General features: G+C 71.9%; 21 protein-coding genes. 7 read left to right on the forward strand and 14 right to left on the reverse strand.

Features of this window, described 5'->3' with window-relative positions:
* Positions 1–119 precede the first annotated feature (119 nt).
* From AB0J74_RS03695 to AB0J74_RS03710, 4 genes are read right to left on the reverse strand one after another with little or no spacing between them, the layout of a single operon-like run.
* Positions 120–947 carry a CbiX/SirB N-terminal domain-containing protein gene (locus AB0J74_RS03695; protein ID WP_363444159.1) on the reverse strand — a complete coding sequence of 276 codons (828 nt, stop codon included), beginning with the start codon at positions 945–947 and terminating at the stop codon, positions 120–122.
* Positions 929–1,690, reverse strand: a complete 762-nt coding sequence (locus tag AB0J74_RS03700; protein ID WP_363444162.1) for a phosphoadenylyl-sulfate reductase — start codon at positions 1,688–1,690, stop codon at positions 929–931. The genes AB0J74_RS03695 and AB0J74_RS03700 overlap by 19 nt, the downstream gene beginning before the upstream one ends.
* 4 nt (positions 1,691–1,694) lie before the next feature.
* Positions 1,695–1,874: a hypothetical protein gene (locus AB0J74_RS03705; protein ID WP_363444164.1), complete on the reverse strand. Its 180-nt coding sequence runs from the start codon at positions 1,872–1,874 to the stop codon at positions 1,695–1,697.
* Positions 1,871–3,553, reverse strand: coding sequence for a nitrite/sulfite reductase (locus tag AB0J74_RS03710; protein WP_363444167.1), 1,683 nt, complete (start codon positions 3,551–3,553; stop codon positions 1,871–1,873). The genes AB0J74_RS03705 and AB0J74_RS03710 overlap by 4 nt, the downstream gene beginning before the upstream one ends.
* Positions 3,554–3,887: 334 nt before the next feature.
* Here AB0J74_RS03710 and AB0J74_RS03715 point away from each other — a divergent pair, with 334 nt between their 5' ends.
* A complete protein-coding gene (locus AB0J74_RS03715) occupies positions 3,888–5,333 on the forward strand; it encodes a glycosyltransferase family 39 protein (protein WP_363444170.1) in 1,446 nt (481 codons plus the stop codon).
* A 27-nt stretch (positions 5,334–5,360) separates the two neighbouring features.
* Here AB0J74_RS03715 and AB0J74_RS03720 read toward each other — a convergent pair whose 3' ends face one another.
* Both AB0J74_RS03720 and AB0J74_RS03725 read right to left on the reverse strand, forming a co-directional pair.
* On the reverse strand, positions 5,361–6,863 hold the full coding sequence (locus tag AB0J74_RS03720; RefSeq protein ID WP_363444173.1) for a sensor histidine kinase: 1,503 nt from the start codon (positions 6,861–6,863) through the stop codon (positions 5,361–5,363).
* An 18-nt stretch (positions 6,864–6,881) separates the two neighbouring features.
* Positions 6,882–7,916: an SIS domain-containing protein gene (locus AB0J74_RS03725; RefSeq protein ID WP_363445427.1), complete on the reverse strand. Its 1,035-nt coding sequence runs from the start codon at positions 7,914–7,916 to the stop codon at positions 6,882–6,884.
* Between the two features lie 147 nt (positions 7,917–8,063).
* Between AB0J74_RS03725 and AB0J74_RS03730 the strand changes: the two genes are divergently transcribed.
* A complete protein-coding gene (locus tag AB0J74_RS03730) occupies positions 8,064–8,348 on the forward strand; it encodes a hypothetical protein (protein ID WP_363444176.1) in 285 nt (94 codons plus the stop codon).
* Between the two features lie 3 nt (positions 8,349–8,351).
* Here AB0J74_RS03730 and AB0J74_RS03735 read toward each other — a convergent pair whose 3' ends face one another.
* A complete protein-coding gene (locus tag AB0J74_RS03735; RefSeq protein ID WP_363444179.1) occupies positions 8,352–9,953 on the reverse strand; it encodes an MDR family MFS transporter in 1,602 nt (533 codons plus the stop codon).
* 111 nt (positions 9,954–10,064) lie between these two features.
* Here AB0J74_RS03735 and AB0J74_RS03740 point away from each other — a divergent pair, with 111 nt between their 5' ends.
* Positions 10,065–10,622 (forward strand): helix-turn-helix domain-containing protein, encoded by a 558-nt coding sequence (locus AB0J74_RS03740; protein ID WP_363444182.1) that lies wholly within the window; start codon positions 10,065–10,067, stop codon positions 10,620–10,622.
* On the opposite strand, the gene AB0J74_RS03745 is transcribed toward AB0J74_RS03740, so the two are convergent.
* The 7 genes from AB0J74_RS03745 to AB0J74_RS03775 all read right to left on the reverse strand — a co-directional run bounded on the left by AB0J74_RS03745 (position 10,612) and on the right by AB0J74_RS03775 (position 14,853).
* On the reverse strand, positions 10,612–11,112 hold the full coding sequence (locus AB0J74_RS03745) for a GNAT family N-acetyltransferase (RefSeq protein WP_363444185.1): 501 nt from the start codon (positions 11,110–11,112) through the stop codon (positions 10,612–10,614). The two genes, AB0J74_RS03740 and AB0J74_RS03745, sit on opposite strands and share 11 nt — an antisense overlap.
* Complete coding sequence (locus AB0J74_RS03750; RefSeq protein ID WP_363444188.1) at positions 11,109–11,324, reverse strand: biotin/lipoyl-binding carrier protein; 216 nt, start codon at positions 11,322–11,324, stop codon at positions 11,109–11,111. Before AB0J74_RS03750 ends, AB0J74_RS03745 begins: the two co-directional genes overlap by 4 nt.
* 255 nt (positions 11,325–11,579) lie before the next feature.
* A complete protein-coding gene (rsrA, locus tag AB0J74_RS03755) occupies positions 11,580–11,840 on the reverse strand; it encodes a mycothiol system anti-sigma-R factor (RefSeq protein ID WP_363444191.1) in 261 nt (86 codons plus the stop codon).
* Between the two features lie 6 nt (positions 11,841–11,846).
* Positions 11,847–12,680, reverse strand: coding sequence for a sigma-70 family RNA polymerase sigma factor (locus AB0J74_RS03760; protein WP_363444194.1), 834 nt, complete (start codon positions 12,678–12,680; stop codon positions 11,847–11,849).
* Positions 12,681–12,875: 195 nt separating this feature from the next.
* Positions 12,876–13,490, reverse strand: a complete 615-nt coding sequence (locus tag AB0J74_RS03765) for an alpha/beta family hydrolase (protein ID WP_363444197.1) — start codon at positions 13,488–13,490, stop codon at positions 12,876–12,878.
* A 31-nt stretch (positions 13,491–13,521) separates the two neighbouring features.
* On the reverse strand, positions 13,522–13,911 hold the full coding sequence (locus AB0J74_RS03770; RefSeq protein ID WP_363444200.1) for a WhiB family transcriptional regulator: 390 nt from the start codon (positions 13,909–13,911) through the stop codon (positions 13,522–13,524).
* Positions 13,912–14,139: 228 nt separating this feature from the next.
* On the reverse strand, positions 14,140–14,853 hold the full coding sequence (locus AB0J74_RS03775; protein ID WP_363444203.1) for an SOS response-associated peptidase: 714 nt from the start codon (positions 14,851–14,853) through the stop codon (positions 14,140–14,142).
* 88 nt (positions 14,854–14,941) lie between these two features.
* On the opposite strand from AB0J74_RS03775, the gene aroA reads away from it, so the two are divergent.
* The 4 genes from aroA (at position 14,942) to AB0J74_RS03795 (ending at position 19,188) form a co-directional block, all read left to right on the forward strand.
* Entirely contained in the window at positions 14,942–16,234 is a 1,293-nt protein-coding gene (aroA, locus tag AB0J74_RS03780) for a 3-phosphoshikimate 1-carboxyvinyltransferase (RefSeq protein ID WP_363444206.1), read from the forward strand.
* A 52-nt stretch (positions 16,235–16,286) separates the two neighbouring features.
* Positions 16,287–17,258 carry a ribosome small subunit-dependent GTPase A gene (gene rsgA / locus AB0J74_RS03785; RefSeq protein WP_363444209.1) on the forward strand — a complete coding sequence of 324 codons (972 nt, stop codon included), beginning with the start codon at positions 16,287–16,289 and terminating at the stop codon, positions 17,256–17,258.
* 14 nt (positions 17,259–17,272) lie between these two features.
* Positions 17,273–18,067, forward strand: coding sequence for a histidinol-phosphatase (gene hisN, locus AB0J74_RS03790; protein ID WP_363444212.1), 795 nt, complete (start codon positions 17,273–17,275; stop codon positions 18,065–18,067).
* Between the two features lie 161 nt (positions 18,068–18,228).
* Positions 18,229–19,188 (forward strand): hypothetical protein, encoded by a 960-nt coding sequence (locus tag AB0J74_RS03795; RefSeq protein ID WP_363445429.1) that lies wholly within the window; start codon positions 18,229–18,231, stop codon positions 19,186–19,188.
* The last annotated feature ends 27 nt before the right edge of the window (positions 19,189–19,215 follow it).

Consider the following 19,215-nt stretch of genomic DNA (forward strand, 5'->3'; position numbering starts at 1 on the left):
TCCGGGCAGCGTGTCCCAGAACCCCGGCTTCGCCGGTCGACGAGACATGTCGTGCGTCACGCGCGCAAGCTATCCAGCGGTCAACCGGATTCCCGCGCAATCGCTCCAAAGTGGGCGGGTCAGGCCGCCTTGGCCAGGTCGCAGACCGGCTCGCGGGCGGTCGCCGTGCGGGCCAGCACCAACCGGGCCAGTTCCGGCGCGCCGCCCAGCGGCTCGGCCACGACCGCGGCGCCGGCCCGGCGGGCAGCCGTGACGACGGTCTCATGTAGCAGCCCGGGCGCCAGGAAGTAGGACGCGACGCCGATGTGGCGCGCACCACCCTCGCGCAGCGAGGCGACCGCCTCGTCGCCGGTCGGCGCCGCCGCCGACGCATAGGCCACCCGGCACGGAACACCGCCCAACGCCGTCGACAGGTCGCCGGCCACCGTCTCCACCGTCGACCGGGCCGCCTCGTCACGCGTGCCGGCCGCGGCCAGCACCACGCCGTCGAGCGGCAGCAGGCCCGGCGCCCAGACCCCGGCCGCGGCCGAAGCCGCCGCCAGCCGGCGCCGCAACGCGCTGAGCATCAGCGGCTCGGTGATCCCGCCGACCGAGCCAAGCACGTCGGAAACCGCCACCGGCATCCGCAGCCCTCTGGCCCGGGCGTCCATCAACGCGGCCGGGATGTCGACCCGCCCGTGGTAGGCCGAGGTCAACAGCAACGGCACCAGCGTGGCCCGCCGCGCACCGGACGACTCCAACGAGAGCAGCGTCTCCGCCGGGCGCGGGCCGGTGTGGTCGAGGAAGGCCAGCCGCACGGTCGCGCCCGGGCGGGCCCGGCGCACCGCGTCGGTCAGAGCCGCGTTGGCCCGGGCCGCGCGCGGGTCGCGACTGCCGTGCGCGACCAGCACCAGCGGGCCGGGCGCGGCGGGCAGCCACAGGCGAAGGCTCATACGTGCAGGCCGCATTCTGTCTTGTCGAACATCGCCCACCGGCCGGCGCGCGGGTCTTCGCCGGCCTTGGTGCGCCGGGTGCACGGCCAGCAGCCGATCGATCCGTAGCCCTGCTTGAACAGCTCGTTGACGGGCACGTTGTAACGGGAGATGTAGGCGTCGACGTCGGACTGGGTCCACTGGGCGATCGGGTTGACCTTCACCTTGCCGCGCTTGGGGTCGAAGCCGACCACCGGCGTGTTGGCCCGGGTCGGTGACTCGTCACGGCGCAGCCCGGCGGCCCACGCGTCGTAGTCGCCGAGCGCCCGCTCCAACGGCTCGACCTTGCGGATGAAGCAGCACTCGTCGGGCGCGCGGTTGAACAGCCGCGGGCCGTATTCGCCGTCCTGCTGGCCGACGGTCAGCCGCGGCCGGATCGACCGGACGTTGACCGGCATGGTGCGGGCGACGGTGTCGCGGACCTTGAGGGTTTCCGGGAAGTGCAGGCCGGTGTCGAGGAACACCACGTCGACGCCGGGTGCCACGCGGGAGACGAGATGGGCGACCACGGCGTCGGCCATCGAGCTGGTCACACAGAACCGCGGGCCGAACGTGGTGGCCGCCCAGCGGGCGATCTCCAGCGCCGGCGCGCCTTCCAGGTCACGGCCCGCCGCGTCGGCGAGGGCCTTGAGCTCGTCGGCAGAACGCCGATCGGATTCAGCCGGGCGCGGACCGCCCAACGACACCAGTCCCAGTTCGACCGCGTTGACGGCACTCATGGGGCTACCTCACCTCTTCCGTCCGGGCTTGGACGCCTGCGGCACGCAGGCCGAGGAACTTGACCGAGAACACCCGTTGGCAGCCGCGGCACTCCCAGGCGCCGTGCGACTCCTCGTGCGGGCGGATGTCTTCTTCGGCGCAGTAGGGGCAGTGCATCGGCGCGGCCCGGCTCTCGGAGCTCATCGCAGCGCCTCCTCGTCGGCCCGCATCACCCACTGGGCGAACGCCTCGCCCTCGGTGCGGCCGTCGAGGTAGCGGCGGGCCACCCGCTCGACGTACTCGGGAAGCTCCTCCGCCGTCGTCTTGAGGCCGCGCAGCTTGCGGCCGAAACCGGCGGTCTGGCCCTGCGCCATCCCGAGCGCGCCGCCGAGGTGCACCTGGAAGCCTTCGACCTGGCGGCCGTCGGGCCCGACCACCAACTGTCCTTTGAGGCCGATGTCGGCGGTCTGGGTGCGGGCGCAGGCGTTGGGGCAACCGTTGATGTTGATGGTGATCTCGGCGTCGATGTCGCCGAGCCGCTCTTCGAGGCGGGCGACCAACTCCTGGCCGCGCGCCTTGGTCTCGACGATGGCCAGCTTGCAGAACTCGATGCCGGTGCAGGCCATCGTCGCGCGCCGCCAGGTCGACGGGCGGGCCTCCAGCCCGATCGCGCGCAGCCCGGTCACCAGCGACTCGGTGCGCTCTTCGGGCACATCGAGAACCAGCAGTTTCTGGTACGGCGTAAGGCTGACCCGCCCGCTGCCGTGCGCTTCGACGACGTCGGCCAGCTCCGCCAGTTGCGTGCCGGAGATGCGACCGACGACCGGCGCCGCCCCGACGTAGTAACGCCCGTCGCGCTGCCGGTGCACGCCGATGTGGTCGATCGGCTTATCCGGCAACGCCGGCGCCGGACCGTCTACAAGGGATCGCTTGAGGTATTCGGTCTCCAGCACCTCGCGGAACTTCGGGGCGCCCCAGTCGGCGACGAGAAACTTGAGCCGGGCCCGGTGCCGCAGCCGGCGATAGCCGTAGTCGCGGAAGATCGAGACCACGCCGGCCCAGACCTCGGGCACCTCGGCCAGCGGCACCCAGACGCCGAGCCGCTGGGCCAGCATCGGGTTGGTCGACAGGCCGCCGCCGACCCAGAGGTCGAAGCCGGGCCCGTGTTCGGGGTGCTCGACGCCGAGGAACGAGATGTCGTTGATCTCGTAGGGCATGTCGGCGAGCCAGGAGATCGACGACTTGAACTTGCGCGGCAGGTTGGAGAAGTCCTTGTTGCCGATGAACTGCTCGACGATCGCGTCGAGCGCCGGGGTCGGGTCGAGCACCTCGTCGGCGGAGACACCGGCGACGGGGCTGCCGAGCACCACCCGGGGGCAGTCGCCGCAGGCCTCGGTGGTCTGCAGGCCGACCGCTTCGAGCCGCCGCCAGATCTCCGGCACGTCTTCGACCCGGATCCAGTGCAGCTGGATGTTCTGCCGGTCGGTGATGTCGGCGCTGTCCCGGGCGAACTCCGTCGAGATGCCGGCGATCACCCGGAGCTGCTCGAGGCTGAGCTGGCCGCCGTCGACGCGTACGCGGAGCATGAAGTATTCGTCTTCGAGCTCGTGTGGCTCGAGCACCGCGGTGCGGCCGCCGTCGATGCCCGCCTTGCGCTGGGTGTAGAGGCCCCACCAGCGGAACCGGCCGCGCAGGTCAGCGGGGTCGATCGAGGCGAAGCCGCCGTGCGCGTAGATGTTTTCGATCCGGGCCCGCACGTTGAGCGGGTCGTCGTCTTTCTTGGTGCGCTCGTTGGCGTTGAGCGGCTCGCGGTGGCCGAGGGCCCACTGGCCTTCGCCCCGGGCACGGCGTGGCGAACGGGCGGGGGTGCTGCTGACCGCCATCGCGGGCGTTCCTCCGAGGGTCGCAAGTGCGGCGCGTCGCGCGACCGGGAGGAGAGACAGCAATGCCCGGCGCGGACGCGCCCGGACGTGAGTCGGGCGTCGTCAGTGAGCCGGACACATGGCGCTGCGAACCCGGCCGTAGTCGACATGGCGCCGGACCGTCAGGCCCAGGTCGACCATGCGCTCGTCGGCAGTCGCAGTCACGCTCATCATGCTGCCACAGCACTCTGCGATTACCTCGGACAGTCCCAGATGCCGGGCCCCGGTGTGGCCCGCTTCACGTTAGGCTCATGGGGCAATAGGGACATTTGCGGCGTAGCGCGGGGGGCCGGCGATGACGCAGCAGTTGGACCCTGCCCGGGCGAGGGTAGGTGCCGGTCCGCGCCGGTTCCTCGGCGGACCATGGGCGCCCGCGGTTCTCACGCTGTTGATCGCCGGCTACCAACTCGGCCGGGCACCCCTCTGGCGCGACGAGTTGGCGACCTGGAGCGCCGCCACCCGCCCGTTGCCCGACCTGTGGCGGATGCTCGCCGGCATCGACGCCGTGAGCGGGCCCTACTACCTGTTCCTGCACGGCTGGATCCGGCTGTTCGGCGACTCGGCGGTGGCGCTGCGGCTCCCGTCCCTGCTCGCGACGGCCGGCGCCGCCGCCGTCACCACCCGCCTGGGCGCCCGGCTCTTCGACCCGGCGACGGGCCTGATCGCGGGGCTGCTGTTCGCGGTCGTCCCAAGCACGTCGCGCTATGCCCAGGAGGCCCGGGGGTACGCGTTCGCAACCCTGTTCGCCGCGCTCGCCACGCTGCTGCTGCTCCGGGCGGTGGAGAAGCCGGGCTGGCCACGGTTCGCCGGCTACGCGGCCGCCGTGTTCGGTCTCGGCCTGTGCAACCTGATCGCGCTGCTGGTGCTGGCCGGCCACGCCGCCGCGGTGGTCGGCCGGCGCCGCGCCGCACTGGGCTTCGCCGGCGCGGTCGGCGCCGCGGCGGTCCTGCTCGTCCCGCTGGTCGCGGTCGGCCGCGGCCAGGCCGGGGAGCAACTCGACTGGGTCCGCCGGCCCGGCCTCGGTGAGCTGCTCGCGCTGCCCGGCAGCGTGCTGCAGGCCGGCGCGGTCGGCGGCGCACTGGTCGCACTCGCGGCGCTCGGTTGGGCCCTGGCCGGCGGTCGCTGGGCCGCGGTGCTCGGCCTGTCGGTGCTGCTCCCCGCGGGCCTGCTGTTCCTGGCCGGCCTGCTCGGCCCCTACTGGGTGCCCCGGTATCTGGTGGTCACCGTGCCCGCACTGTGCCTGCTGGCCGCCGCCGCGCTGGGTCGCGCCCGGATGGCGTACGCGCTGGCGGTGGTCCTGCTGGTCGCCGCGTTCGGCGGTCCGGCCCAGGCCGGCCTGCGGCGCACGCACGAGTGGCCGCGCTCGGCGCCGGTCGACTATCCGGCCGCGGTCGCGGTGATCCGGGCCAACGCGCGACCGGGCGACGCGATCGTCTACGAGCCGCGTGGCGGGTGGAAGATGCTCGACGTCGCGGTGGCCTACGGCCTGGGCGGGTCGGCGCCGCGCGACGTGCTGGTTAGGCAGACGGCGGTGGCGCGGGGCGAGTTGCGGGCCACCGAGTGCGGCGACCCGGCGGCCTGCCTGGCCGCGGCGGCCGCCCCTCGAATCTGGCTGCTGACCACTGGCGAGGGGCTGGCGACCGTGCCCAACGTGAAGGGCGCCGCGCTGCGTGCCGCCTATGCCACGCAGCAGATCTGGCACGAACCCGGCCTGACGGTCGCCCTACTGGGCCGGCGTTGATCTCGTCCTTGCTCTGCAAGCGAAGTTCTAGCGGTCCTTACCGAGCGGCACGACCAGCACCGCCTCCGTGCCGCCCTCGGCCCGGTTGCGCAACTCGATCGACCCCCGCAACTCGCCGGTCGCCAGCGCCCGCACGATCTGCAGCCCCAGCCGCCCGCCCTTGTCGGGATCGAAGTCCGGCGGCAGCCCGCGCCCGTTGTCGGCGACCGTGACATGCAACTGCTTCCGGAACCGATGCACCGCCACGACCACCTCGGGCTCGACCGCACCGTCGCCCGAGAAACCGTGCTCGGCCGCGTTGAGCAGCAGCTCGTTGAGCACCATGACCAGCGACGTGGCGATCTCCGCCGGCAGCACGCCGAACGAGCCCTCGCGGCGCATCCGGACCGACAACTCCGTGCTGGCGACCTCGGTCGCGGCGCCGGCGACCTTGTCGACGATACCGTCGAACTCGACCGCCTCGTCGCTCGACATCGACAGCGTCTCGTGCACCAGGGCGATCGACGCGACGCGGCGCACCGACTCCTCGAGTGCCGCTCGCGCCGCCGGGATGCCGACCCGGCGGGCCTGCAGGCGCAGCAGCGCGGCGACCGTCTGGAGGTTGTTCTTCACCCGGTGGTGGATCTCGCGGATGGTCGCGTCCTTGGTGACCAGGGCGCGGTCGCGGCGGCGTACCTCGGTGATGTCCCGGACCAGCACCAGCGACCCGATCGGCACGCCCGCGGGCATCAGCGGCAGCGCCCGGTGCAGCACGGTCGCGCCGCGGGCGTCGACCTCCTTGCGGGCCGGCGCCTCGCCGCGCAGCGACGCGAGCACGCGGTTGGCGGCGTCGGTGCCCTCCAGCGGGTCGTCGGCGAGCCGCTTGATCAGCGCCGCGAGGTCTTCGCCGACCAGGTGGGAGGCATAACCCATCCGGCGGTACGCGGACTGTGCGTTGGGGCTCGCGAAGGTCACCTTGCCGCTGGCGTCGAGCCGGACCAGACCGTCGCCGACCCGCGGTGCGGACGTGGTCTCGCCCGGGTGCCGGCGCGGCGGAAACGTGCCGTCGGAGGTCATCTGGGCCAGGTCGTCGGCCGTGGTCAGATAGTTGAGCTCGAGCTGGCTGGGGGTCCGTGCGGTGGACAGGTTGGTGTCCCGGCCGACCACCGCGATCACCTCGCCGCTCTCCCCGTCGGCCGAACGCAGCCGCACCGGGATGGCCTCGTGGCGGGCCGGGGTGTCGCCGTACCAGACCGGGTCGCCTTCGCGCCAGATCCGCCCCTCCCGGTAGGCGATGTCGAGGTGCGCCACCTCGGGCCCGCCGACCATCCGGCCGACCTGGTCGTCCTGGTAGGCGGTGGGCGCCGTGGTCGGGCGGACCTGGGCCACGCAGAGAAACGCGCCGTCGTCGTCGACCGGCACCCAGAGCAGCAGGTCGGCGAAGGACAGGTCGGAGAGCAGTTGCCACTCACCGGCGATCCGGTGGAGGTGGTCGATGTCGCCCCGGCGCAGGGCGGTGTGTTCTTCGACGAGGTCACGCAGCGTGGACACGGGGCAAGCGTGACACGCTCAGAGCGTGGAGGTCACCTTGGCGAGGCCGCGCGGAGCGTCGGGGTTCTCGCCGCGGGCCAGCGCCAGGGCCAGGGCGAGGCGCTGGAGCGGCAGGATGTCGAGCAGCGGGGCCAACCGCTCGTCGACCTCGGGCACGGCCAACCGGGCGGAGGAGCCGGGCACGTCGGCCGGGCCCACCGTGACGACGTCGGCGCGGCGCTCGCCGAGCCGGGCCAGCACCTCGCGCATGGCCGCGCCGCCGGGGCCGGCGCCGACGACCGCTAGCACCGGCACGTCGGGGTCGGCCAGAGCGAGCGGGCCGTGCAGCAGGTCGGCGCCAGAGAACGACAGCGCCGGCAGGTAGGAGGTCTCCATCAGCTTGAGGGCGGCCTCGCGAGCGGTCGGGTAGGCGTAGCCGCGACCGGTGGTCACCATCCGGGCCGCGAACCGGTAGCGCCGGGCCAGGTCGGGCGCCGTCGGGTCGGCCAGCGCCGTCGAGGCAAGACCGGGCAGGGCGGCCAGGGTACGCAACTCCTCGGCCGGCACCACGCCCGAGCCGCCGCGGATCCCCTCGACCAGCAGCAGCAGAGCGAGCAACTCCGCGGTGTAGGTCTTGGTCGCGGCGACCGCCCGCTCGTGCCCGGCGGCGACGTCGATGTGCAACTCGGCCGCGCCGGCCAGCGGTGACCCGGGGTTGTTGGTGATCGCCAGGGTGAGCGCGCCGCTTTCCCGGGCCACCCGGACGACCTCGGTCAGGTCGGGCGAGCCGCCGCTCTGGCTGACCCCGACGACGAGCGCGTCGGACAGGTCGGGACGGGCGCCGTAGACGGTCACGGCGCTCGGCGAGGCCAGGCCGGCGGCGAGGCCGAGCCGGATCTCGGCGAGGTAGGCGCCGTAGAGCGCGGCGTGGTCGGAGGTGCCGCGCGCGGTGAACACGACGTGCCGCGGTCGGCGGGCCACGATCGCGGCCGCGACGGCGGCGATCGGGTCGGCGTTGGCCGGCTCGAGCAGCCCGGCGAACACTTCCGGCTGCTCGGCGATGTCGGCGGCCATCCCGGCGCCCGGTGTCCCCATCCGTGCCTCCCCTGCGCGCTGTCTGCTCGATTCTGCACGGAACTGCGCTTTTTCGCAACGTTCCGATCAGCGTGCTGGGTGTGCGTGCTCAGGCGCACGCACCGGCCCGTGGGTACGGTCACCGCCATGAAGCATCCTGGCCGCGCCGTCCTCTGGGTGGTGGGCGGGCACGTCGCGCTGGTGCTGCTCGGTTGGGCGGGCACCTATCTGCTCCCCGACCAGAACACCGACGGGCAGTGCACCGGCCTCGGGTTCGGCTGCGCGCTGACGCCGCGGGACACCGCGCGGTTCGCCATCATGTTCATCGGCATCCCGGCGCTGACGGTCACCGCGCTGATCAGCCTGGTGGTGATCGCTGTCTGGCCAAAGAAGAACGCCCCCGGAGCGATCCGGGGGCGTTCTCGAAACTGAGCGTCAGTCGGCGATGGCCTCGGCCTTGGCCAGGGCGACCTCCGCGTCGTCGGCCGGGGTCTCCCGCTTCTCGCCGGGCTTGAGCTGGTCGCCAGCGCCGCGCAGCGGGATCTCCTTAACGAACCAGGCGAGCACCGGCACCAGGACCACGATCACCGCGGCCCAGACGAAGACGTAGGCGATCGAGTCGGCCAGGCCGCCCATCACCGCGTCGCGGATCGCGGCCGGGAGCTTCTGGAGGGCGGTCGGGTCGACGCCCGCCCCACCGCCGTTGCCGGAAAGCGCGCCGCCGGCCGGCGACTTCGCCAGATGGTGCACGAAGAGCGCGCCGAAGAGGGCGATGCCGATGGAGCCGCCGATGGAGCGAAAGAACGTCGCGGCGCCACTGCCGGCGCCGAGGTCCTTCTGCTCGACGCTGTTCTGCGCGATCAGCATCGAGGTCTGCATCAGGCCGCCCATGCCGAGGCCGAGCACCACCATGTAGAGCGCCAGGGTCAGCTTGGTCGTGTCGGCGTTGATCGTGGAGAGCAGGATCATGCCGGCCAGCAGGGCCACGCCGCCGAGGATCGGGAAGATCCGGTAGCGGCCGGTCTTCGTGATCACCCGGCCGGTGATCACCGAGACGACCAGCATCCCGGCCATCAGCGGCAGCAGCAGCAGGCCGCTGTTGGTCGCCGAGGCGCCCTGCACGGTCTGCTGGAACAGCGGCAGGAAGTTCATCGCGCCGAACATCGCGAAGCCGAGCAGGAAGCCGACGGCGGAGATCAGGGCGAAGTTGCGGTTGAGGAACAGGTGCAGCGGCAGGATCGGCTCCGGCGCGCGGCGCTCGACGACGCCGAACACCGCCAGGGCGACCACGGTCAGCGCGGCCAGGCCGAGGATCTGCGGCGAGGTCCAGTCGTACTGGTTGCCGCCCCAGGTGGTGATCAGCACCAGCGCGGTGATGCCCACGGAGAGCAGGGCGGCACCGAGGTAGTCGATCCGGTGCTCGGTGCGGTAGCGCGGCAGGTGCATCCGGGTGGCCAGCACCAGCAGGGCGATGCCGCCGAGCGGCAGGTTGACGTAGAACGCCCAGCGCCACGACAGGTTGTCGGTGATGAAGCCGCCGACCAGCGGGCCCGCGACCATCGCGATCGCCATGATGCCGGCGATCATGCCCTGGTAGCGACCACGCTCACGGGGCGGCACCAGGTCGCCGATGATGGCCATGACGCCGACCATCAGGCCGCCGGCGCCGAGGCCCTGGATCGCGCGGAAGCCGATCAGCTCGACCATGCCGTCGCCGGTGCCGCCGAACATCGCGGAGCCGGCCATTCCGCAGAGCGCCGAACCGATCAGGAAGATAATGATCGACGTAAGGAAGATTGATTTGCGGCCGTAGAGGTCGCCGAGCTTTCCCCAGATCGGCGTCGAGACGGTCGTGCCGAGCACGTAGGCGGTGACGACCCAGGTGAAGTGGTCGAGACCCCCGAACTCGCTGACGATGTGCGGCAGCGCGGTGCTAACGATCATGTTGTCGAGCATCGCGAGCATCATCGCGATCATCAGACCCGCGAGAATGCCGCGGATCTTCTGTGGTGCGATGGCTGGCGCGTCGGTGGTCATTCGGAACGCCCCCCAGCGTGATGGGCCTTACTTGCCGCCCGGCTAGTCTTTCTTACTAGCCGCACGGTAAGCTGCGACCTAACCGGTCGTCAAGTTAGTTAGGGGGTCAGAGTGACCGAGAGCACGCGAGGCCGGATCCAGGCCGTCGCGCTCGAGCTCTTCACGGAGAACGGGTACGAGAAAACCTCACTCCGCGAGATCGCCGAGCGGCTCGGGGTGACCAAAGCTGCCCTCTACTACCACTTCAAGAGCAAGGAAGAGATCGTCTCGAGCTTCGCCGAAGACCGACTGGCGCGGCTCGACGAGTTGATCGCGTGGGCCGAGGCCCAGCCGCCGAGCAACGAGCGGCGCCAGCAGTTGATCTCCCGCTACGCGGACGAGTTCTTCGGCGGCGACCAGCCGTCGGTGATGCGGTTCTTCGAGCAGAACCAGTCGACCATCAAGACCATGCCGGCGGGCATGGACATGCGCGACCGGATGATGCGGGTGGCCGCGCTGCTGGCCAACGGCGCCAAGGAGCCGGCCGAGCAGTTGCGGGCCACGCTGGCGCTGTTCGCGGTGCACGGCAGTTGGTTCGCGATCCGCGACCCCGACCTGGGCATCCCGGAGCGCAAGCAGTTGGCGCTCGAGATGGCCGACGACCTGTGGCGGTCGCCGGTCAGCCCGTGAGCGGCAGCCGGAGCGCCTCGAGGTCGACGCCCGGGAAGGGTGACCAGTCGCGCTCCGGGATCCGGGTGAAGCCAAGGCGGGCGTAGAGCCGTTTGGCCGGCTCGGAGAAGCTGCGCACGCAGATCACGATCGCACCGCAGCCGAGGTCGGTGGCCCGCTCGACGCAGGCCCGCACCAGGGCCGCGCCGGCACCGCGACCCTGCGCGGCCGGGTCGACGGCGAGCATCCGGAACTCGGCCTCGCCGGGGCCGGACAGCTCCGCGTACGCGGTGCCGGGCAACACGAAGGTGACCGAGCCGAGCACCTGGCCGGTCTCGTCGTCGGCCGCGACCAGCAGCACGCCGGCCTCGGCACGGGTCGCCACGTCGGCGAGCTTCTTGTCATAGCCGTGGTCGCCCTCGAGCTGGCCGTCTTCGCGGTAGGCGTCGACGGTGAGCCGGGCGACCGCGGGAAAGTCTGCCGGCGTGGCCGGCCGCACCCGGACCGTCATTCGATGACGGCGATCAGGTCGCCCTCCTGCACCACGTCGCCCTCGGTGACGGCGAGCTGCGCGATGACCCCGTCGGACTCGGTGATCACCGGGATCTCCATCTTCATCGACTCGAGAATGACCAGCGTGTCGCCCTCGGCCACGGTGTCGCCGGCGGTGGCGACGACCTTCCACACGTTCGCCACCATCTCGGCGCGGATCTCCTCGGACATCGCGCAGTCCTTCCCTCGCCTTTCGCGGCCGGCTTCGGCCCGCGTCAGCATCCAACCATGCGCCGGCCGTCCGTCGCGCGCTGGCCGGCCGTCTAGGATCGTCAGGTCACCGGAGCAGATGGAGGTCGACATATGGCGAAGAAGAGTCGCAAGAAGAAGGCCCGTAAGAAGAGCGCCGCCAACCACGGCAAGCGCCCGAACTCCTGATAAACGACGTCGCCGGCCCGATGCGGGCCGGCGACGGGCGTTCTGGGGTCAGACGTCGGTGCGCAGCTCGGTGAGCTTGCTGCGCAAGCGGGCGAGCAGCTCCGCCGGTGCGGTCTCGTTGCCGCAACAGCGCGCGACCAGCGCCTTCACCTCTTGCTCGATGCCATATTCGCGCAGGCACGGCGAGCACTCGTCGAGGTGGGTGCGGATCAGGTCGCGGCGCTCGTCAGCACACTCGAGGTCGAGGTAGAGGTAGACCTCGTCGAGCACTTCGCTGCAGTCGGTCTCGTGGGGGTTACCGCAACTCACGGTTCCTCACACCTCCTGGCGGGCAGCGGCGGAGTCACCCGACTGGGTGCGGGTGAAGCCTCGATCCGCAGCGTAGCGCTCCAACAGGTTGCGCAGGTTGCGGCGGCCGCGGTGAAGTCGCGACATGACCGTGCCGATGGGCGTGTTCATGATGTCGGCGATCTCCTTGTAGGAGAACCCCTCCACGTCGGCCAGGTAGACAGCGAGCCGGAACTCCTCCGGGAGCTGCTGCAACGCGTTTTTCACGTCGCTGTCGGGCAGCCGGTCGAGCGCCTCGGTCTCGGCCGAACGCAAACCGCTCGACGTGTGCGACTCGGCGTTGGCGAGCTGCCAGTCCGTGATCTCCTCCGTCGGCGCCTGGATGGGCTGGCGTTGCCGGCGGCGGTAGGAGTTGATGTAGGTGTTGGTGAGGATCCGGTAGAGCCAGGCCTTGAGGTTGGTGCCTTCCTCGAACTGGTGGAAGGCGGCGTAGGCCTTCAGGAACGTCTCCTGCACCAGGTCTTCGGCGTCGGCCGGGTTGCGGGTCATCCGCAGCGCGGCGGCGTAGAGCTGGTCGACGAAGGGCAGCGCGTCACGCTCGAACCGGGCGCGCCGCTCGTCCGTCGGCTCTTCGGTTCGGGTCTTCTCCGGCTGCGTCAACCGCACGTCCCCCCTTGGCTGTCCCGCCGAGGATACGCGTCGCGCGCCGTCGACAGATTCAGTTGCTGGTGGGTTGCCCGCGATCAGGGCGTGACTAACGTCGCTCGCCGACCATTCGGGCGCCGACAGAAGCGCGCGCACCCGGCCGGTGTCGCGGTTGCCCCGCGTAGCTGCTTGCACTGGGAAAAGCCCCCTTGCCATCCGTTGCATCCGGTGGCTGTAACAGTCAGGGAGCTGCGCGAATTCCCTCCGGCCCAACCCACTGGCCCCAGGGACGGATCCCTGGGGCCAGGTGGGCCTGGGAGGTTGATGCGGACCGGGGGGTCCGCGGACTCGTGGAGGGAGTCCCCAGGGCATGCCTGGCTCACCCAAAACAACGAGTCTGCCTCCGGACAGTTACGGACGGGCCCACCCGTTGCCGCGCAGCCACTCCATCACCAGCAGCCCCAGGCCGCGCGGGTCGCCGCGCAGGTCGTGCCGTTGCCCGGCGCGCACCGCCACCTCGACACCGGGCGACGGGTCGGGGACCCCGAACGGGTCGCGGTCGCCGTTGACGACCAGCGTCGGCACGCCGGTGAGCAACTCGTCGGCCCGCGACTTCTCCGGCCGGCCGGGCGGATGCAGCGGGAACGCCAGGCAGACGATGCCGGCGGCACCGAGCGCGACCGCGGTGCGGCAGGCCACCCGCGCACCGCTGGAGCGCCCGCCGACGACCAGCGGCGGCGGCTCGGGATAGGCCTTGACGATCTCGTGCACGACGGCCGTCCAGGCGGCGTCGAGTTGCGCCGCCGGAGCCGGTGCGCGCCGCCCGGCGACGCGGTAGGGCTGCGTGACGCGGACGACAGTGACACCCGCCGCGACGGCGGCGCGGCGCACCGCCATCAGGTCGGGCGCGTCGACGCCGCCGCCGGCGCCGTGCCCGAGGATGAGCAGCGCCGACGGCCGGCCGTCGACCTCGTCGGTGTCGGCGACGGCCGGACCGTGCGGTGTCGCGATCTGTGTGACCCCCATGACCACCATTGTGCTGGCCCGGAGGCCCAGGTCAGCTCACCGGCACCAGTTCGAGCGACAGGTCGCGCATCGGCGGCCCCGAGTCGATCGTCTCGGCGCCGCGGGTGACCTGGCCACGCCAGGCGACCAGCATCGCCCGCCGTTCGCGCGGTGTGGTGCCACCCCAGACGCCGTGGCAGTCGCCGACCTCGAGCGCCCAGGCGAGACACGCGCCCTGCACGTCGCAGGTGCGGCACAGCGCCATGGCGGTGTCGGCCGGCTCGCTCGGCGCCGGGAAGAACGTCTCCGGATCGACCGCCTGGCACGCGCCGCGCGTGCGCCAAGCTTCGTCGAGCTGTCGTTCGGCGGCAGCACGCAGCAATCGAGCATCTCGACGTGCGGCGGCGACCTCATGCGGGCGTGGCATTCGCGCCCGTGTCATCAACAACCCACCTCCCCCGTGGGGCCGGCTTTCCGCCAAGGTGAACGGAAGATCGAGGATCAATGGGTGTCGTCGCCCGGTGCGAGAAGGCACCCATTGCCGGCGCTGTGTTCTATCGCACTCGCGACATGGGAGACAAGGGTTTGCATCGAACCTGCGCAAACTCTAAGACGGGAAATCGCTACAAGGTTTACTGAAAGGGAAAAATCAACCGGCATAAATCATTGATCAAAAGAGCGTCAGCTCGACCGGTTCTTCCCGGGGCGCACCCAATGCCGGCGCCGCCACCGGGGTCACCAGATCGGGGCCGTCGTTGCGCACGTCGCCGACGCCGGGACCGACGGGCCGGATCTCGATGCCGGCCAACGTCGCGTCGGTGGGCGGCGCGAGCACCTCGTCGGGCTCGCCGCCGCCGGCCAGCCAGGCCGACCACCGGTCGGGTGCGAGCACCAGCGGCATCCGGTGGTGCACCAGGGCCAGGTCGCCGAGCGCCGGCATGGTCACGATGCTGCAGGTCAACAGCTTCTGGTCGCCCCATGCGGCCCACAGGCCGCCGAACACCACGGGCTCCGGCGCGGTCATGAAATAGGCCTGCTTGCCGCCGCCGGGTCGGCGTACCCACTCATACCAACCGTCGGCCGGCACCAGGCAGCGCCGCCCGGCGAAGGCCCGCGCGTACGCCGGAGTGGTCGCGACGGTTTCGGCCCTTGCATTGATCATGCGCGCGGCGCCCCTGGTGTCGCCCGCCCAGCTGGGCACCAGCCCCCAGCGGGCCACCGAGAGCGTGCGGCCGCCCAGCCGCTGCGACATCCGGACCATCGGCACCGGGTCGGTCGGCGCGACGTTGTAGTCGGCCACCAGGCCGTCGCGGGTGTCGTCGAACGCGTCGAAGAGCACGCTGAGGTCCGGCGCGTCCTTGGTGGTCGCATACCGCCCGCACATGCCCGTCACGCTAGCGCAACTCGTCCCGGCACGCGGGAGCGCCGATGGTCGATCGCCGCGCGGCCCCGCGGCCCGTCAGACTGGACACGTGGCCAACCAGACCGCGCACGTGCCGTGGACCCCGCCGACCGCCGCCGACCCGGTCAGCGCGACCGTTCAGCTGCCCGGCTCCAAGTCGATGACCGCCCGGGCGCTGGTGCTGGGCGCCATCGGCGTCGGCCCGTCGACGCTGTCCCGCCCGCTGCGGGCCCGTGACACCGTGCTGATGGCCGGCGGCCTGCGGGCGATGGGCCTGAGCGTCTCGACCGTCGACGACGACCGCTGGGTGATCCGCCCGGGCACGCTGCAGGGCCCGGCACACGTCGACGTCGGCCAGGCCGGCACGGTGATGCGGTTCATGCCGGCCATCGCCGGCCTGGCGCAGGGCCCGGTCACCTTCGACGGCGACCCGTCGGTGCGGGAGCGCCCGCTGCGCCCGCTGGTCGACGCGCTGCGCACGCTCGGCGTGGCCATCGATTCCCCGTCGACCCTCAGCCTCCCGCTGACCGTGCGCGGCACCGGCCGGGTCACCGGCGGCGAGGTGGTGCTCGACGCGTCCGCCTCCAGCCAACTCGTCTCGGGCCTGCTGCTGGCCGCGCCCGACTTCGACCGCGGCGTCGTGGTGCGCCACGTCGGCCCGCCGGTGCCGTCGGCCCCACACGTGCGGATGACGGTGCAGATGCTGCGCGCGGCGGGCGCCGGCATCGACGACTCGGCGCCCGACGTCTGGGTGGTCGAGCCCGGCAAGCTCTCCGGGCGCGGCTGGACCATCGAGCCCGACCTGTCCGGCGCCATGCCGTTCTTCGCCGCCGCGCTGGTCACCGGCGGCTCGGTCACCCTGCTCGGCTGGCCGCGCAGCAGTGCGCAGCCGGTCGACCGGTTGCGGGCCCTGCTCGGCCAGATGGGCGGCGAGGTCACCCTGGGCACCGAGGGGTTGACCGTGCGCGGCACCGGCGTGGTGCACGGGCTCGACGCCGACCTTTCCGAGGTGGGCGAGATGACCCCGGTGCTGGCCGCGCTCGCCGCGGTGGCCGACTCGCCGTCGAGCCTGCGCGGCGTGGGGCACATCCGCTTCCACGAGACCGACCGGCTGGCCGCCCTGGCCACCGAGCTGACCGCGCTCGGCGCCGCCGTCACCGAAACCGCCGACGGGCTGGGGATCAGCCCCCGGCCGCTGCGCGGCGGCGTCTTCCACACCTACGACGACCACCGGATGGCACACGCCGGCGCGGTGGTCGGGCTGGTCGTCCCCGGCGTGCAGCTCGACGACGTGGCATGCACCTCGAAGACCATGCCGGATTTCCCGGCACTATGGTCAGCGATGGTGACCGGCAAAAACTAAGGAGAAGGCACTGGCGGGCAAGCGACGGGAGTACGACGAGGACGACGTCCGGGTGCGCCCCGGCCGATCCTCGCGCCCGCGTACCCGCACCCGGCCGCGGCACGACGACGCGGTCGACGGCTTCGTGATGGCGGTCGACCGGGGCCGCTACACGGTCGAGGTCGACAGTGCGCCGCCGGTCACCGCGATGCGCGCCCGCGAACTGGGCCGCAAGTCGGTGGTGGTGGGCGACCGGGTCGCGCTGGTCGGCGACACCTCGGGCACGGCCGGCGCCCTGGCCCGGATCGTCCGGATCGCCGAGCGCACCTCGGTGCTGCGCCGCACCGCCGACGACGACGACAGCACGCCCGAAGGGCGGCTGGAGCGGGTCGTCGTCGCCAACGCCGACCAACTCGTCATCGTCAGTTCGCTGGCCGACCCGCCGCCGCGCACCGGTTTCATCGACCGCTGCCTGGTCGCCGCCTACGACGCCGACATCGAGCCGCTGCTCTGCCTGACCAAGGCCGACCTGGCCGGGCCCGAGGAGGTGCTCGACTACTACGCCGAACTCGACCTGCCGCACGTGCTGGTGCGCCCCGACAGCGACCTGGCGGTGGTCCGCGAACGGCTCTCCGGGCAGGCCTCGGTGATGGTCGGCCACTCCGGCGTGGGCAAGTCGACGCTGGTCAACCGGCTCGTGCCCGACGCCTTCCGCGCGGTCGGCGTGGTCAGCGCGATCGGCCGGGGCCGGCACACCTCGACCAGCGCGGTGGCGCTGAAGCTGCCCGACGACGACGGCTGGATCATCGACACGCCCGGCGTACGCAGCTTCGGCCTCGCCCACGTCTCCGCGGACAGCCTGCTGCACGGCTTCCCGGACCTGGTCGAGGGCACCGTCGAGTGCCGGCCCAACTGCGAGCACACGCCCAACGACCTCGACTGCGCCCTCGACGCCTGGGTCGCGGCCGGCAACGCCGACCCGCGCCGCCTGGCCTCCTACCGCCGGCTGCTCGCCTCCCGCGCCGGTGACGAGACCGAAAACTAGTAACGTCTGCCGCCATGGCCCCCCGGTATTCGGATGACCTCTCGCTCGCGCATGTTCTCGCCGACACCGCCGACAAGATCTCGATGGACCGGTTCCGGGCCCTCGACCTACGGGTCGAGTCCAAGCCCGACCTGACCCCGGTTTCCGACGCCGACCAGGCGGTGGAGCGGGCGCTGCGCTCGACGCTGGGCCGCACGAGGCCGCGCGACAGCGTGCTCGGCGAGGAATACGGCGCGTCGCAGGCGGCCGCCGGGCCGGGGCACCGGCAGTGGGTGATCGACCCGATCGACGGCACCAAGAACTACATCCGCGGCGTGCCGATCTGGGCGACCCTGATCGCGCTGATGGAGGGCGACCAACCCGTCGTCGGCATGGTCTCTGCACCGGCGCTGGGCCGGCGGTGGTGGGCGGCCCTCGGCCACGGGGCGTTCGCCGGCCGGCACACCGCCACGGCGACACCCATCCGGGTCTCCGGCGTACGCCGGATCAGTGATGCCAGTTTCTGCTATTCGAGCCTGCACGGGTGGGAGGAGACCGGCCGCCTCGACCCCGTTCTCGATCTGATCCGGCAGAGTTGGCGCAGCCGGGCCTACGGCGACTTCTACGGCTACATGCTGGTCGCCGAGGGCGCCGTCGACATCATGGTGGAGCCCGAACTCTCGCTGTGGGACGTGGCCGCCCTCATACCGATCGTCACCGAGGCGGGCGGCAGTTTCACCGACCTCACGGGCCGTCCGGGTCCGGCAGGTGGGAGCGCCGTCGCCACGAACGGAAAATTTCACGAAGAGGTGCTTACCCGCTTGAGCTGACGTGGTGTCGGGTTTCGCGAGATCATCTCTGACCTCCTGTTTTGATCGAAATACCCGGTGTAGCCGCTGGTCAGCGAGTTCGGCCGGTCGCCGAGCGAGGTGACAGGAATCTCCGTTACTGTGCGCGGGTGCTGTCCACCAGTTGGGGCTTCCTAGCCGCGATGGTCTTCGCGTACGGGGTCGCCAACCTCCTCCAATCGGTCGCGGCAACACGGACCAAACTGCACACGTCGTGCAACCCCAAGCTCCTGGTCCGGCTGGCGAGCCACCGCATCTATGTCTACGGCCTGGGTTTCCAGGTGCTCGGCTTCATGTTGGCGTTCGTGGCCCGCAAGGACCTACCGCTCTTCCTGGTGCAGGCGGCCGCCTCCGCCGGTCTCGGGGTGACCGCGCTCTGCGGCGTGCTGATCCTGCGCTGGCGGCTGCCGAGGGCCGAGGTGGGCCTGCTCGCGCTGCTCTTCGGCGGGCTCTTCGCGCTGGTCATCTCCGCGAAACCGGCGCCGGCCCACTCGATCGGGTCGACCGGCGTGGTCCTGCTGGTCGGCTGGCTCGCGGCGATCGCGGTCATCGGCGTCTTCGCCGCCCGGTTGCGCGGCGCGCCGGGCTCGGTCGGCCTCGGCTCGCTGGCCGGCATGGCGTTCTCCGCCGCCGCCGTCGCCGGCCGCCCGCTGGCGTCCAGCCACTCGATCCCCGAGTTCGTCTCCAGCCCGCTGCTCTACGTGCTGATCGGCGCCTCGATCCTCGGCCAGTTGCTGCTCGGCCTCGCGATGCAGCGCGGCTCGACGACCGCGGCGGTCGCGTCGATGGACGCCGCCGGCGCCGTCCCCGCCGCCGTGATCGGCCTGCTCTTCCTCGGCGACAAGATCCAGCCGGGCCGCGAGTGGGTGGCCGGGCTCGGTTTCTTCATCACGCTGACCGCGGTGATCGGCCTGACCCGCTTCGCGGAACCGCAGCACCACCACGCGACCAGCGCCGCCGACCCGCGGGCGCTGACCGCCGGTCCCCGCGCGCTCAAGGCCCGGGCGTTGGCCGCCCGCCTGGTGGCGGCGGACGCGGCCCGCACGGTCGCCGCCCGGCCGATGCCGGCCGGCCCGACCAGGTCCGGTCCGCAGCGCCGCTAGAACGCTTGCGTCGGTTTGGCGGCACCT

It is taken from the genome of Asanoa sp. NPDC049573 (genome assembly GCF_040676615.1).
In the GTDB taxonomy this organism is placed as follows: domain Bacteria; phylum Actinomycetota; class Actinomycetes; order Mycobacteriales; family Micromonosporaceae; genus Asanoa.